Source organism: Limnohabitans sp., from assembly GCF_046052825.1.
Classification (GTDB): Bacteria; Pseudomonadota; Gammaproteobacteria; order Burkholderiales; family Burkholderiaceae_C; genus Limnohabitans.
In genome coordinates this window covers 64,702-78,621 of the sequence record NZ_JAVLFP010000064.1, presented here as the reverse complement: position 1 = coordinate 78,621, position 13,920 = coordinate 64,702, and the positions used below count along the sequence as shown (strand labels likewise).

Below are 13,920 nucleotides of genomic sequence, written 5' to 3'. Positions count from 1 at the left end.
TTGGGTGTTGAACGACCAGCTTATTCGCTGGTGAAGATAGAGCCCAAACGCTCCATGCGCTCCAGGGCCAAGCCACAACCACGCACCACGCAGGTCAGCGGGTCTTCGGCCACCAACACCGGCAAGCCGGTTTCTTCGGCCAACAAGCGGTCCAAGTCACGCAACAAAGCACCGCCACCGGTCAACATCATGCCGCGCTCAGCAATGTCGGCGCCCAATTCAGGGGGCGTTTGCTCGAGTGCGTTCTTGACGGCGGACACGATGTTGTTGAGCGGGTCGGTCAATGCTTCCAAAATTTCGTTGGACGAAATCGTGAATGAGCGTGGCACGCCTTCCGACAGGTTGCGTCCTTTGACTTCCATTTCCTTGACCTCAGAGCCAGGGAAGGCCGAACCGATTTTCTTTTTGATCGCTTCAGCCGTAGGCTCGCCAATCAACATGCCGTAGTTGCGGCGGATGTAGTTGATGATGGCCTCGTCAAATTTGTCGCCACCCACGCGCACGCTGCCTTTGTAGACCATGCCACCGAGTGAAATCACGCCCACCTCGGTGGTGCCGCCGCCAATGTCCACCACCATCGAACCCGAAGCGTCCGACACGGGCAAACCCGCGCCAATGGCTGCGGCCATGGGCTCTTCGATCAAATACACCTCTGAAGCCCCTGCACCCAGAGCGGATTCGCGAATGGCGCGACGCTCCACCTGGGTTGAGCCACAAGGCACGCAAATGATGATGCGGGGGCTGGGCTTCAAGACCGAGCGGGGATGCACCATCTTGATGAACTGCTTGAGCATTTGCTCGGTCACCGTGAAGTCGGCGATCACGCCGTCTTTCATGGGGCGAATGGCTTCGATGTTGCCAGGCACTTTGCCCAACATGGCCTTGGCTTCGTGGCCCACGGCTTGGATGGTTTTTTTGCCTTGTGGGCCGCCTTCGTGGCGAATCGACACCACCGAGGGCTCGTCCAACACAATGCCTTTGTCGCGCACATAAATCAGGGTGTTGGCGGTACCCAAGTCAATCGCCAAGTCGGTAGAAAAATACCGACGGAAAGATCCAAACATCACTGTCCTCTCAGGAGACGCGCCGCTGGCGCATCACCACATTGTTCGTGGTGCCCGCGGGCGCGGACACAAAGGCGAGATAATACCGCATCCCCCATAAAACACGGGTTTTTCTCGGGTGGACGCCTGTCGCAAGCGGGCCGTCTGCCCAAGCCACAAACCTGAATTTCACACGTATGTCCCTGACCGACCAAGACATCAGCCGCATCGCCAATTTGGCCCGGCTTGAACTCCAGCCCGACGAACAACAGCGCATGCTGAGCAAAATCAACGATTTTTTTGGCATCGTGGCGCAAATCAGCGCCGTCGACACCACGGGCGTGGTGCCCATGGCCCATCCAGTCGACGCCATGGCCCACTCGGCCGAGATCACGTTGCGGCTGCGCCCTGACGTCGCCAGCGAGCCCAACCAGCGCGACGCCAACCAACGCAGCGCCCCGGCCGTGGAACGCGGCTTGTTTTTGGTCCCCAAAGTGATCGAGTAAGCCATGAGCGATTTGCACACCCTGAGCGTCAAAGCGCTCGCTGAGCGCTTGCACAGCAAAGAAGTCAGTGCCGTAGAGGTGGCGACCCGTTTCTTGGCGCGCACCGGCGGCAATCCGCACAACGCCTTTTTGGACATTGACAGCGAAGTCACCCTGGCCCAAGCCCGCGCCTCGGACGCCAAACTGGCGAACGGCACCGCTGGGCCGCTCGAAGGCGTGCCCGTCGCCCACAAAGACGTGTTTGTGACCCGCGACTTCGCCACCACAGCGGGCTCCAAAATCCTGAGCGGCTACCGCTCACCCTTTGACGCCACTGTGGTGCAGCGCTTGCGCTCAGCCGGCATGGTGAGCTTGGGCAAACTCAATTGCGACGAGTTCGCCATGGGATCGAGCAACGAAAACTCGGCCTACGGCGCAGTCACCAACCCGTGGGACGTCACACGCGTACCCGGTGGCTCATCGGGCGGCAGCGCTGCGGCAGTGGCGGCAGGCCTGACCCCCGCCGCCACCGGCACCGACACCGGAGGCTCCATCCGCCAGCCCGCTGCGTTTTGCGGCGTCACCGGCATCAAGCCCACCTATGGCCGTGCCTCGCGTTACGGCATGATCGCCTACGCGTCTAGCCTGGACCAAGCAGGCCCCATGGCCCGTAGCGCCGAAGACTGCGCGCTGCTGCTGAGCGCCATGTGCGGCCCCGACCTGGACCGTGACGCCACCTCACTCGATGTGCCTGCCGAGAACTTCTCAGCCAAGCTGGGCAACAGTTTGACCGGTGTGCGTGTGGGAATTCCCCAAGAGTTTTTCGGCGATGGTTTGGCCAGCGATGTGCGCAGCGCCATCGATGCAGCGCTCACCCAACTGCAAACCCTGGGTGCCAAGCTGGTGCCCATCAGCTTGCCGCGCACCGAGTTGTCCATTCCGGTGTACTACATCATTGCCCCCGCCGAAGCCAGCTCCAACCTGAGCCGCTTTGACGGCGTGAAGTTTGGCCACCGCAGCCAGGATTACACCGACTTGGTGAGCATGTACAAAAAGACCCGCGCCGAAGGTTTTGGCGAGGAGGTCAAACGCCGCATCATGACGGGCGCCTATGTGCTCTCGCATGGCTACTACGATGCCTACTACCTGCAAGCCCAAAAAATTCGCCGCATGATTGCCGACGACTTTCAACGCGCCTTTGGTGAATGCGACGTCATCGCCGGGCCCGTGGCCCCTACCGTGGCCTGGACACTGGGCAACAACGCCAACGATCCGCTGGCCGACTACCTGGCCGACATCTTCACCTTGCCCGCGTCGCTGGCGGGCTTACCAGGCATGAGCTTGCCCGTGGGTTTTGACCCAGCCGGCATGCCCGTGGGCATGCAACTGATTGGCAACTACCTGCAAGAAGGCCAGCTGCTCCATGTGGCGCACCAGTACCAGTTGTCGACCGATTTCCACCTCCAACAACCTGCGGGGGTTTAAGACCCATGAGCAAACTCGTCCAAGGCTACGAAGTCGTCATTGGCTTTGAAACCCATACCCAGCTCTCCACCCAGAGCAAAATTTTCAGTCGCGCCCCCACCGCCTTTGGCGCCGAACCCAACACACAGGCTTGCGCCGTGGACATGGCGCTGCCGGGCACCTTGCCGGTGATGAACGTGGGCGCAGTAGAGCGGGCCATTGAGTTTGGCTTGGCCGTCAACTCGCACATCGCCGAGCGCAGCATCTTTGCGCGCAAAAACTACTTCTACCCCGACCTACCCAAGGGCTACCAAATCAGCCAATTTGAAATTCCGGTGGTGCAAGGCGGCGAGGTGTCGTTCTTCATGGAAGAAGGCAAAGAAACCGTGCACAAAACCGTGCGCTTGGTGCGTGCGCACCTGGAAGAAGACGCCGGTAAATCGCTGCACGAAGACTCGAGCTTGGGTGCGTCCATTGGAAATGGACGGGGCCATTCCGGCATCGACTTGAACCGTGCAGGCACACCGCTCTTGGAAATCGTCACCGAGCCCGACATGCGCAGCAGCGACGAAGCCGTGGCCTACGCCAAAGAGCTGCACAAAATCGTCACCTGGATTGGCATTTGCGACGGCAACATGCAAGAAGGCAGCTTCCGTTGCGACGCCAACGTGTCGGTACGCAAACCCGGTGCCGAACTGGGCACACGCCGCGAGATCAAAAACTTGAACAGTTTCAAGTTCATGCAGCAAGCCATCGACTACGAAGTGCGCTGGCAGATTGACCAACTCGAAGACGGCCACGCGATCGAACAAGCCACCGTGCTGTTCGACCCCGACACGGGCGAGACCCGTTCCATGCGCACCAAAGAAGACGCCGCCGACTACCGCTACTTCCCCGACCCCGACCTGCCCCCACTGGTGATTGGTCGCGACTGGGTGGAGCGCGTCAAAGCTGAGATGGCCGAGTTGCCGCGTGTGATGGCCGAGCGGTTTGTCACCCAGTACGGCTTGCCTGAATACGATGCGACGCAACTGACACAAAGCAAGGCAACTGCCGCTTACTTTGAAGCCACGGCCAAAGCTTGCGGGCAAGCCAAACTGGCCAGCAACTGGATCATGGGCGAAGTGTCACGCCGCCTGAACACAGGTGACGTGACCTTTGACAACTTGCCTGTGAGCAGCGCGCAGCTGGCCGCGCTCATCACCCGCATCACCGACAACACCATCAGCAACAACGCGGCCAAACAGGTGTTTGATGCGCTGTGGTCAGAAGGCAGCCAAGACGCACATGACGCGACGGCTGGGGCTTCACGTGTAGACGCCATCATCGAAGCCAAAGGCTTGAGGCAGATGAACGACACCGGCGAGTTAGAAAAAATCATCGACGACGTGCTGGCCGCCAACCCCAAAAACGTGGAAGAGTTCAAGGCGGGCAACGTCAAGGCCCTGAACGGCCTGGTGGGCCCGATCATGAAGGCCAGCAAGGGCAAGGCCAACCCGGCGCAGGTGAATGCCTTGTTGCTGAAAAAACTAGCCTGAGCTGTTCTGTTGCCATGAAAATCGGTTATGCCATGACCGATTTTCATGGTGCGTGATACCATCCATAGATGCTTATTGGCCGCATACGACTCTGTCAACAGCTCCGCGAACTGCTTCAGTCCTTTCGGGCTGTTGAGCTGGTCGGCCCGCGACAAGTAGGTAAAACCACCATCGCCAGACAGTTCGTCGACACGAGCAGCGCCAACTACTTTGACCTTGAAGACCCAATTTCTCGGCAACGCTTATCCAACCCGATGACCGCTTTGGCTGAGCTGCAAGGCCTGGTGGTCATTGATGAAGTTCAGCACCTGCCGCACCTGCCAGAAATACTTCGCGTGCTGATGGATCGCCCAGACCGCATCCACCAGCCTGGCCAGTTTTTATTGCTAGGCAGCGCCGCACCGCGTGTCATGCACAAGAGTGAATCGCTGCTGGGGCGGGCGGTGACGCTAGAGATCGGTGGCTTTGATATCAGCGAGACCGGTGTAAGCAACACACGCATGCACCAACTGTGGCTCAGGGGTGGCTTTCCAGCTTCGTTTCTGGCAACTGAAGATCAAGTCAGCTTGCAATGGCGCCAATCCGCCATGCAACGCCATGTCAGTGGTGACTTGGCGTTGCTAGGGATCAATGTGCCCGCGCCAATGATGATGCGCTTTTGGCAAATGCTCGCTCACTACCATGGTCAAACGTGGAATGCAGCCGAACCAGCACGCGCCTTGGGTATTTCAGAGGCCACCGTGCGACGGTACTTGGACCACCTAACCCAAACCTTCATGGTCAGGCAGCTACAGCCTTGGCACGAGAACCTGGCCAAACGCCAGGTCAAAGCGCCCAAGCTCTATTTTCGGGACACGGGTCTGCTGCACGCCATGCTGGGCATACGCCAATTGCCGCAACTGCTGGCCCATCCGTTGTCGGGTGCCAGTTGGGAAGGGTTTGCGCTGGAGCAAGTGTTGCGCATCGCCCAGCCTGATCAGGCCTATTTTTGGGCCACCCACCAAGGCGCAGAACTTGACTTGCTGATGTTCAAAGACCAACGGCGAATCGGTGTCGAGTTCAAACGCAGCGATGCGCCCGGCCTCACGCTGAGCATGCGCATTGCGCTGCAAGATCTCAAACTCGATAGGCTGTATGTGGTCTACCCCGGCAACAGGCGGTACGCGTTGACACCCCAAGTTGAAGTGGTGCCATTGGCGGCGCTGTTGCCTTAAACAGAGCCTTCTTTCATGAACGACAACCTCACCCCTGCCCCCGCGCCCGCTCCCCACAGCGCGTGGGAAGACGCGCAAGGTCTCTTGACGGGCTGCTTGTTTGTGGCCTTGGGGGTATGTTTGTTTCGCGAAGCGGGTCTGTTCACCGGCGGAACCACAGGCGTGGCGTTTTTAGCGCACTACCTGTTGGGCTATTCGCTGGGTGGCGTGTTGTTTGTCATCAACCTGCCGTTTTATGTGTTTGGGTGGCGCAAGCTGGGGCACCTCTTCACCCTCAAAACGTTTGCCGCAGTGGGCTTGCTGTCTGCCTATGTGGAGTTGCTGCCGCGCTGGATTGGGTTTACGCACCTCAACCCCGTATTTGCGGCTGTCATGGCAGGGCTGTTGGCGGGCACCGGTATTTTGATTTTGATTCGTCACGGCGCCAGCCTAGGCGGCGTGACCATCATGGCGGTCTACTTGCAAAAGTCGCGCGGCTGGCGGGCTGGCAACGTGCAAATGGCGGTGGACTTTGCCATTTTGCTGATGGCCTTTGCCTGCACCGATGCCAGCAAAGCGTTGCTGTCGTTGCTCGGTGCTGTGGCGCTGAACCTGGTGATTGGCGTGAACCACCGCAGCGACCGTTACTACGGGGTCTGAAGGTTGTCAGCTCACCCCATATCGGTCCCGATACGCCTGTGTGCGCGCCAAGTGCTCGCCCATGGCGTTGCCGGGTTGGGCATTCAAGTAAGTCAGCAAGTCGCTCAGCTCCGCAATCGCGCAGACCTGCAAGCCCACTTGTTCACGCACATACTGCACCGCGCTGTAGGGCACGTCTTGAATGGTGCCATCGGCTTTTTTCTCGGTGGCCATTTCCTGGCGGTCCAGGGCAATCACCACCGCATGCGGCGTGGCACCCGCAGCCTTGATCAAGGCAATGGACTCACGCGCCGCAGTGCCCGCGCTCATCACGTCATCCACAATCAACACGCGGCCTTTGAGTGGCGCGCCTACCAAGCTGCCGCCTTCGCCGTGGTCTTTGGCTTCTTTGCGGTTGTAGGCAAACGGCACGTTCTTGCCTAAACGGGCCAACTCTATCGCCACCGCAGCACCCAACGGAATGCCCTTGTAGGCGGGGCCAAAAATCATGTCGAATTCAATGCCACTTTGCACCAAGCGCTTGGCGTAAAAACTGGCCAAGTGGCCCAACTTGGCGCCGTCGTCAAACAAGCCCGCGTTGAAAAAGTAAGGCGACATGCGCCCGGCCTTGGTTTTGAACTCCCCAAATTTCAGCACGCCGCAATCCAGCGAGAATTGCACAAACTCTTGCGCCAACGCGTTGTTGGCGGCCGTTCCATCTGTCATGGGAAATTCCTTGTTCAAACTGACCAGCCTCAACCTCAATGGCATCCGTTCCGCCGCCCGCAAAGGCGTTGAAGCTTGGCTCGATAAAGCCAAGCCGGATTGTATTTGCGTGCAAGAAATCAAAGCCCAAGCGTCCGACGTCGAGGGCCAGTTCGATACCTTGGCCGGTTTGAAAGGCCACTTTCAATACGCCGAGAAAAAAGGCTACTCGGGCGTGGGCGTCTACACCCGGCATGAACCCAGCGACGTGGTAGTGGGCTTTGACGGTGGCGAGTTCGATTCTGAGGGCCGCTATGTCGAGCTGCGCTTTGACACACCCACCCAAAAGCTGTCCATCATCAGCAGCTACTTTCCCAGCGGCTCATCGGGCCCTGAGCGCCAAGAGGCCAAGTACCGCTTTTTGGCGGCGCTCTACCCGCACCTCACCGCGCTCAAAGCCGAACGTGAATTTGTGCTGTGCGGTGACGTGAACATTGCGCACCAACAAGCCGACCTGAAGAACTGGCGTGGCAACCAAAAAAACAGCGGCTTCTTGCCCGAAGAGCGCGCTTGGATGACGCAACTCACCACCGAGGCAGGCGTGGTGGACGTGTACCGCCAACTCCACCCCGACACCACCGACGCTTGCTACACCTGGTGGAGCAACCGCGGTCAGGCCTATGCCAACAACGTGGGATGGCGTTTGGACTACCACTTGGCCACACCGGCCCTGGCCGCCAAAGCCCGACGCGCAGAAATTTACAAAGAAGAAAAGTTCTCTGACCACGCGCCCATCACGCTGCACTACGAAGGCATGCTGTGAGCGGCCCACCCATCGCGGCCATCACGGTGGCCATCGTGGGCGCCGGGCCCGCCGGGCTGATGGCCGCTGAGGTGCTGAGTGCCGCCGGCTTGAATGTGCACGTGTACGACGCCATGCCCTCGGTGGGCCGCAAGTTTTTGCTGGCAGGCCTGGGCGGCTTGAACCTCACCCACGCAGAACCCTTTGAACAGTTTGTCACCCGCTTGGGTGAGCGCACCGCCGACTGCACGCCCTGGCTGCAAACCTTTGGCCCCCAAGCCGTGCGCGATTGGGCCCAAGGTTTAGGCATTGACACCTTTGTGGGCACTTCGCAGCGGGTGTTTCCCACCGACATGAAAGCCGCACCCTTGCTGCGTGCGTGGCTGCACCGCTTGCGCCACCCCACGGTGGGCACCCCGGTGACCTTTCACATGCGGCACCGCTGGAATGGGCAGTTGCAACGCGGCACGCCCGAACCCACACCCACACCCGCACCCACGACCACGACCACGCCACAAGCAGAGCCATTCAGCTTGACCTTCGACGCTCCGCACGGCCCGCACACGGCACACGCCGATGTGGTGCTGTTGGCCTTGGGCGGTGGCAGTTGGGCACGCTTGGGGTCTGACGGTGCATGGCAAAGTTGGCTCGCCCAACAGCACATCGATGTCGCGCCGCTGCGACCTTCCAACTGCGGGTTTGACGTGCTGATCGACCAGCGGCAGGGCTGGAGCGAACACTTTGCCAGCCGCTTTGCGGGAGAAGCCTTCAAGTCGGTGCAGCTGTCGTTCACGGATGCGTTGGGTCGTGTGTTCAAGCGCACGGGTGAGTTTGTGGCCACCGCCACCGGCATCGAAGGCAGCTTGGTCTACGCAGCATCTGCCCTATTGCGCGATGAAATCGAACGCGCGGGCCACGCCACCTTTCACCTCAACTTGCGCCCGGAATGGACGCACGAGCGCGTGCTGGCCGAGGTGTCGCACCCGCGAGGCTCTAAATCTCTGTCCAGCCATCTCAAGAGCCGCTTAAACCTCAACAATTTGCAGCTCGGCTTGCTGCATGAGGTGCTGAGCAAAGAAGCCATGCACAACCCCGCCACGCTGGCCCACACCATCCAACACCTGCCGATCTCGGTCCACGCAGCGCGACCCTTGGACGAAGCCATCAGCAGCGCTGGTGGCGTGCGCCTAGAGGCACTCACGCCGGAACTGATGGCACGCGCCCAGCCAGGTGTGTTCTTGGCCGGAGAAATGCTCGACTGGGAAGCCCCCACCGGCGGCTACTTGCTCACGGCCTGCTTGGCCAGTGGACGTGTGGCCGCGCATGGGGTGTTGGCCCATGTGCAGAAGCTGCCGCAGCCAAGCCCACTATGATTCGTGATCTCCGTCACCCGCACACGCTGTCGCCATGTTCCGCACCCTGCTCAAATCCAAAATTCACCGCGTTGCCACCACCCAGTGCGAGCTCCATTACGAAGGCTCGTGTGCGATTGATGAAAACCTGCTGGACGCCGCCAACATTTGTGAGAACGAGCAAGTCCACATCTGGAACATCAACAACGGTGAACGCTTCATCACATACGCCATCAAAGGCGAGCGTGGCTCAGGCATGATTTCGGTCAATGGCTCTGCCGCACGCCGCGCCAGCGTGGGCGACTTGCTGATCATTGCGTCATTCGCGCAAGTGCACGAAGACCAAGTGGCTGGCCATGAACCCCAACTGGTGTTTGTGGATGAGAAGAACCAGCAGGTGGGCTTGCGCCACCATGTGCCCACGCAGGCGGCGCCGGGGCACGGGACGGATGAGTGTTGAATTAACTTCACACTGCATCGTTTTTCTGGATAGCAACGCCCTCTTCGGAGGGTTTTTTTTCGCCCACCCGCAGCTAGGGTTTGAATTGCGCGTCACCGTCAAGTTTCGACCACAACTGCCGATAAGATAATTCTTACAAATCAAGGTGGCTGGCCCCATGACGATCTCTCAGGCGCTCAAAGTAACAAGCAGTCCTAGCAGCTCCTTGTCCACCACACTCAGCACAACAACAAAATCGTTGGGCAGCAGCGGCGCACCCACCAAGAGCACAGCCTCAAATGAATTACAAATATCTACAAAGGCTTTGGCTTTTTACCAAGAACGCATTGCAACTGCGGTGACGCCGACCTACACCGTTGCCAAAGCCCTGACCTTGGCTGCCTCTGCGGGTGCCAGTTCGATTGTGATTGCAGACACTGCAGCCAACATCTCCAAGAGTTTTGACAAACTCGTTGCCATCAGCGGAAAAATCCAGTTGATACAACAAACAGATGCGACAGCTGTCGCCGTCTCAGAAGCTCAGTTCTCTGCCGGACTCCCCTCCGCTGTGAACGATGGATTGCTCAACAAGATCAACAGTGGCGAATTCAAAGTCGCAATTTCTGGCGTGCATACCGCGAACCTAAGTGCAATCGTCAGTTACGGCAGCAAAATTGCTGCCATCACCATAGGTGACAGCAGCAGCAACATCACTTCAAAGCTGCCTGAGATTGCGGCTCTTGGTAGCAAGGTCAGTGCCATCAACCAGACCACCAAATCTGCCCTCACGCTCTCCTATGCCAACACACTTCAATTTGCCAGCGTCCTCAGCAAAATTGACAAAGGAATCTATACGCTCAATCTCACTGACAGTGCGAGCAGCATCAAAACCAACCTTGCCGCGATCACCAAACTCGGCGCCAAGGTGTCGAGCATCAGTCAAACCGACACCTCCGAAGTCATACCGCTCAACATCGCAAGCTTGACGACAAACATAGCCACCCTCAACAAAATCAACAATGGCTCCTTCAAAGTCAACATTGAAGACACCTCCGCCGCAGTCACCAAGTCTTGGTCCACGCTGTCATCCGCTGAAAAGAACATCACCCAACTCAACCTCACGGATACCAAGCCCGCCATCACGCTCTCAGTTGCACAAACAACGGGAGGCGCGGACCTGATCAAGAAAATCTCTAACGCCAACCTCAATCTGACGGTTGCTGACAGCGCCACAGGACTCTCCGCCAATCTGGCTAAGCTCATGGCGCTCTCCGACAAGATCACCAAAATCACTCAAACAGCTGTTGGCAATCTCTCCGTCAGCCAGAGCCAACTCGCGAGCGACTCGCTCATGGCCTTCCTCGGCAAATTCAGCCCGCCCAACTACAGCTTGGCGGTCTCAGGTGCTGACAAATCGAACATTGCCAGCATCCTCGGCAACTCTCATGTCAACGCTGTCAGCCTCAGCGTCTCTGACGGCACACTCACGTCGACAGACGCCGCAACAGCTGCTGCGCTTCAAAGCTCCAAAATCACTGGCATCACCGTCAACAACGTGAACATTGCCAATCTTGGACAACTCAGTGCTGACAAACGTGTCAAATCAATCGCCATCAAAGATAACGCGGCCAACCTCGGCAACAGCAGCAACCTCGCCATCATTGATGACCTGATGAAAAAAAACAAAGGCATCATTTCTGGCATCAACCTTGACACAGACACACATGAGCTTCTCACCGTTGCACAAGCAATGTATGTCAAATACGCAGCTACCGTTTACGCTGCGCCTAAAAACTACGCACTCCAAGTAGACCTTGGTTCGCCCACTGCAGGCGTTGCTCTCACACCCAGTCAAATTCGAACTGCGCTCAAAACCACCGCCAACAGCAATGGTTCGTTTGGCGTTCAAGTGTGGGACTTCACCAAAGGCGTCTACAACAAATCCATCACCCTCAACCCCGGCGTCAGCTTTGTCAAACTCGGCGATACCTCTACCTATTTGGACTCAGGCAACGCAAAACTCAATGCTGTTCTCAACGTTGGCAGCTACAAATGGCAACAAAATCCGGGGCAAGCGACTGCCAACACTTCGAATTACGCGCTGCAACCGAGCGTCTTCTCACTGGGTAGTGGCAGCAGCAATCCCACCATCAGGTACAAATTTCTCACCAACAACGACAAAACGAGCAACACCCTGAGCACCGCAGACAAATATGGTTTTGCGGCCATGAATGCAACCCAACAAGCCCGTGTCACGCAAGCTCTCAACTACATCTCCTCTCTCGTCAATATCAACTTCCAACTCGTGACCAGCGGAAGTTCCGACATTAACTTTGCAACCAATGACCAAGGCTCCACCAGCGGCGGATACGCCACTGGGGCCAACTCTGCACTTGGCGCAGTCAACTTGCTCCTCAACAACAAGTCCAGCGTCAACACCAGCCCACAACCCGGTGACTACGGTTGGGAAACCATCATCCATGAAATAGGCCATACGCTTGGGTTGAAACACCCAGGCGCCTACAACGCAGGCGGTGGTGTTGCGCCTGGCCCTTATCTAACATTGGCCGACGATAACCGTCGCAACACCGTCATGTCCTACAACAATCCGGTTGACGCCGCGATCAACTGGGTCAACAACGGAAGTGGTGGCTACACCAGCGCAGGCGTCAACCCCAGCACCTTCATGCCGTTGGATATTTTGGCGCTGCAATTTCTATACGGCAAAAACCAAACAGGTGTCAGTCTGAGCGACTCCAGCAAAACATTGGCCAACTATCAAACCACCCAGTTCACTTCTGACTGGCTTGGCATGGAAACGCTCAGTTCCACCTCACAAGGCCTGTCACTTGACCTCTCTAGCCTCAGTGCATCCAACATCGTTGACTTGCGTGCCGGAGCGTTCAGTTCCATCAACATCAAAGATGTCAATTACAACGATGGGATTGGCGGCGCTAAGAAACAAAGTTTCTACAACCTCAACAACGTGGGGCTGGCCTATGACGCATCCATCAGTCACCTCACCGGTGGCGCATCCTCTGATGTGATTTACGTGAGCAACAAAGATATTGAAATTGATGGCAATGGCGGCAATGACAAGGTCTACCTTTACGGCAAGGCGTCAGACTGGCAACAAACAAACAGCGCAGATGAAACTGTCTACACCAACGGCAGTGTCACTGCCAAACTTAAAAACATCGAATCGATTGCTTACTATTCGTTAGACAGCAGCCCAATCACCCATTCGCGCATCGATTTATCTGCTTGATTTTTGTTCTTGCTCAAATCCCATTGACATCAGCGCCGCGTGCTCAGCAATGTGGTGAGGTGTTGTCATCCAAATTAAATTTTTGTCGCGGGCCTCGGCGATGTGTTGCAAGGCGCGTCGCAAATGCCTCAAGCGGTAAGGTTGTCCCACGATGTAAGGATGCAGCGCTATCCCCATGACCAGCGGTTGACGCTGTGATTGCTCCAGCATCTCGTCAAACTGGTCAATGATCATTTGCGCAAAATCTTTGCCGTCCATTTGCCTGGCCACGATCATGGGAATGTCGTTGATCTCTTGCGGGTAGGGCACAGACCACAAGGTTTTGCCGCTTCGCGTTTGCATGGGAACGGGTTGGTCATCGTGGCACCAATTCAAGGTGTAGTCATAGCCCGTTTCGGCCAGCAGATCTGGCGTTAATTTGCTTTCACTGATCCAGGGTGACAACCAACCTGACGCGGCTTGTCCGCTTTCTTGCTGAATGCGGTTTTTACACATCGCAAGCAAGCCGGTTTCATCTGCCTCGCTCCACGAACCTTGCCTTTCCGCATTGCTGTGCCCGTGACCGACCAACTCGTCGCCTCGATCCACGCAGGCTTGAATCAGTTCAGGGCAGTGGTCATACAGCGCGGTGTTGATCAAGGCGGCAGACGGCAATTGAAGCTGATCAAACAGTTCCAGGCAACGCCACGCGCCCACGCGGTTGCCGTACTCACGCCAACTGAAATTCAGCACATCGGGCTGAGGCGACGCCGGGCCAATCATGGCCCCTGCGCCCTCACCGAACGCAAAGTGCTCCAAGTTCAAGGCCAAGTAAACCGCCAACCCGGTTTGGTTGGGCCAACGGTAGGTCGGCCTGCGGTGGATGGCGCTGTAGGGGAACCGGCCGTGGTCCGTGAGTGGGCCGAGAAACATGGGGGTTGATAACGACATTCGCTTGTCCTTAGAGCTTGGGGTCTCGATGTGGGGGTGGGTCACGCCGAATTCACGGTTGT

The 13,920-nt window shown here is 57.7% G+C and carries 12 protein-coding genes; 9 read left to right on the top strand and 3 right to left on the bottom strand.

Translation table 11 applies throughout. From position 1 onward, the window contains the following. Positions 1–20: 20 nt before the first annotated feature. Positions 21–1,064 (bottom strand): rod shape-determining protein, encoded by a 1,044-nt coding sequence (locus tag ACKWJN_RS11195; RefSeq protein WP_100146671.1) that lies wholly within the window; start codon positions 1,062–1,064, stop codon positions 21–23. 176 nt (positions 1,065–1,240) lie between these two features. Here ACKWJN_RS11195 and gatC point away from each other — a divergent pair, with 176 nt between their 5' ends. From gatC to ACKWJN_RS11170, 5 genes are all read left to right on the top strand, one after another. Next, complete coding sequence (gene gatC, locus ACKWJN_RS11190) at positions 1,241–1,549, top strand: Asp-tRNA(Asn)/Glu-tRNA(Gln) amidotransferase subunit GatC (protein WP_408596922.1); 309 nt, start codon at positions 1,241–1,243, stop codon at positions 1,547–1,549. A gap of 3 nt (positions 1,550–1,552) precedes the next feature. Continuing rightward, positions 1,553–3,013 carry an Asp-tRNA(Asn)/Glu-tRNA(Gln) amidotransferase subunit GatA gene (gene gatA, locus ACKWJN_RS11185; RefSeq protein ID WP_408596920.1) on the top strand — a complete coding sequence of 487 codons (1,461 nt, stop codon included), beginning with the start codon at positions 1,553–1,555 and terminating at the stop codon, positions 3,011–3,013. Positions 3,014–3,018: 5 nt separating this feature from the next. Beyond that, entirely contained in the window at positions 3,019–4,530 is a 1,512-nt protein-coding gene (gatB, locus tag ACKWJN_RS11180) for an Asp-tRNA(Asn)/Glu-tRNA(Gln) amidotransferase subunit GatB (RefSeq protein ID WP_408596918.1), read from the top strand. A 68-nt stretch (positions 4,531–4,598) separates the two neighbouring features. Next, positions 4,599–5,744, top strand: a complete 1,146-nt coding sequence (locus ACKWJN_RS11175) for an ATP-binding protein (RefSeq protein ID WP_408596916.1) — start codon at positions 4,599–4,601, stop codon at positions 5,742–5,744. A gap of 15 nt (positions 5,745–5,759) precedes the next feature. After that, the gene (locus ACKWJN_RS11170) at positions 5,760–6,383 is read left to right on the top strand and encodes a YitT family protein (protein ID WP_408596914.1); all 624 of its coding nucleotides are present in this window, start codon (positions 5,760–5,762) and stop codon (positions 6,381–6,383) included. Positions 6,384–6,389: 6 nt separating this feature from the next. On the opposite strand, the gene pyrE is transcribed toward ACKWJN_RS11170, so the two are convergent. Next, positions 6,390–7,088, bottom strand: a complete 699-nt coding sequence (gene pyrE, locus ACKWJN_RS11165; protein WP_408596912.1) for an orotate phosphoribosyltransferase — start codon at positions 7,086–7,088, stop codon at positions 6,390–6,392. On the opposite strand from pyrE, the gene ACKWJN_RS11160 reads away from it, so the two are divergent. The 4 genes from ACKWJN_RS11160 to ACKWJN_RS11145 all read left to right on the top strand — a co-directional run bounded on the left by ACKWJN_RS11160 (position 7,087) and on the right by ACKWJN_RS11145 (position 12,928). Further along, a complete protein-coding gene (locus ACKWJN_RS11160) occupies positions 7,087–7,890 on the top strand; it encodes an exodeoxyribonuclease III (RefSeq protein ID WP_408596910.1) in 804 nt (267 codons plus the stop codon). The genes pyrE and ACKWJN_RS11160 overlap by 2 nt on opposite strands. Positions 7,891–7,949: 59 nt before the next feature. Continuing rightward, the gene (locus ACKWJN_RS11155; RefSeq protein ID WP_408596973.1) at positions 7,950–9,242 is read left to right on the top strand and encodes a TIGR03862 family flavoprotein; all 1,293 of its coding nucleotides are present in this window, start codon (positions 7,950–7,952) and stop codon (positions 9,240–9,242) included. A 34-nt stretch (positions 9,243–9,276) separates the two neighbouring features. Then, a complete protein-coding gene (gene panD / locus ACKWJN_RS11150) occupies positions 9,277–9,681 on the top strand; it encodes an aspartate 1-decarboxylase (RefSeq protein WP_108359579.1) in 405 nt (134 codons plus the stop codon). Between the two features lie 157 nt (positions 9,682–9,838). Next, positions 9,839–12,928, top strand: coding sequence for a M12 family metallo-peptidase (locus ACKWJN_RS11145; protein ID WP_408596908.1), 3,090 nt, complete (start codon positions 9,839–9,841; stop codon positions 12,926–12,928). Here ACKWJN_RS11145 and ACKWJN_RS11140 read toward each other — a convergent pair. Further along, positions 12,917–13,858: a polysaccharide deacetylase family protein gene (locus tag ACKWJN_RS11140; protein WP_408596906.1), complete on the bottom strand. Its 942-nt coding sequence runs from the start codon at positions 13,856–13,858 to the stop codon at positions 12,917–12,919. The genes ACKWJN_RS11145 and ACKWJN_RS11140 overlap by 12 nt on opposite strands. Positions 13,859–13,920: the final 62 nt, after the last annotated feature.

Bases quoted from the DNA above. Each gene is read 5' to 3' on its own strand.
- ACKWJN_RS11195 (WP_100146671.1), bottom strand. From the start codon at position 1,064: ATGTTTGGATCTTTCCGTCGGTATTTTTCTACCGACTTGGCGATTGAC.
- gatC (WP_408596922.1), top strand. From the start codon at position 1,241: ATGTCCCTGACCGACCAAGACATCAGCCGCATCGCCAATTTGGCCCGG.
- gatA (WP_408596920.1), top strand. From the start codon at position 1,553: ATGAGCGATTTGCACACCCTGAGCGTCAAAGCGCTCGCTGAGCGCTTG.
- gatB (WP_408596918.1), top strand. From the start codon at position 3,019: ATGAGCAAACTCGTCCAAGGCTACGAAGTCGTCATTGGCTTTGAAACC.
- ACKWJN_RS11175 (WP_408596916.1), top strand. From the start codon at position 4,599: ATGCTTATTGGCCGCATACGACTCTGTCAACAGCTCCGCGAACTGCTT.
- ACKWJN_RS11170 (WP_408596914.1), top strand. From the start codon at position 5,760: ATGAACGACAACCTCACCCCTGCCCCCGCGCCCGCTCCCCACAGCGCG.
- ACKWJN_RS11160 (WP_408596910.1), top strand. From the start codon at position 7,087: ATGGGAAATTCCTTGTTCAAACTGACCAGCCTCAACCTCAATGGCATC.
- pyrE (WP_408596912.1), bottom strand. From the start codon at position 7,088: ATGACAGATGGAACGGCCGCCAACAACGCGTTGGCGCAAGAGTTTGTG.
- ACKWJN_RS11155 (WP_408596973.1), top strand. From the start codon at position 7,950: ATGGCCGCTGAGGTGCTGAGTGCCGCCGGCTTGAATGTGCACGTGTAC.
- panD (WP_108359579.1), top strand. From the start codon at position 9,277: ATGTTCCGCACCCTGCTCAAATCCAAAATTCACCGCGTTGCCACCACC.
- ACKWJN_RS11145 (WP_408596908.1), top strand. From the start codon at position 9,839: ATGACGATCTCTCAGGCGCTCAAAGTAACAAGCAGTCCTAGCAGCTCC.
- ACKWJN_RS11140 (WP_408596906.1), bottom strand. From the start codon at position 13,858: ATGTCGTTATCAACCCCCATGTTTCTCGGCCCACTCACGGACCACGGC.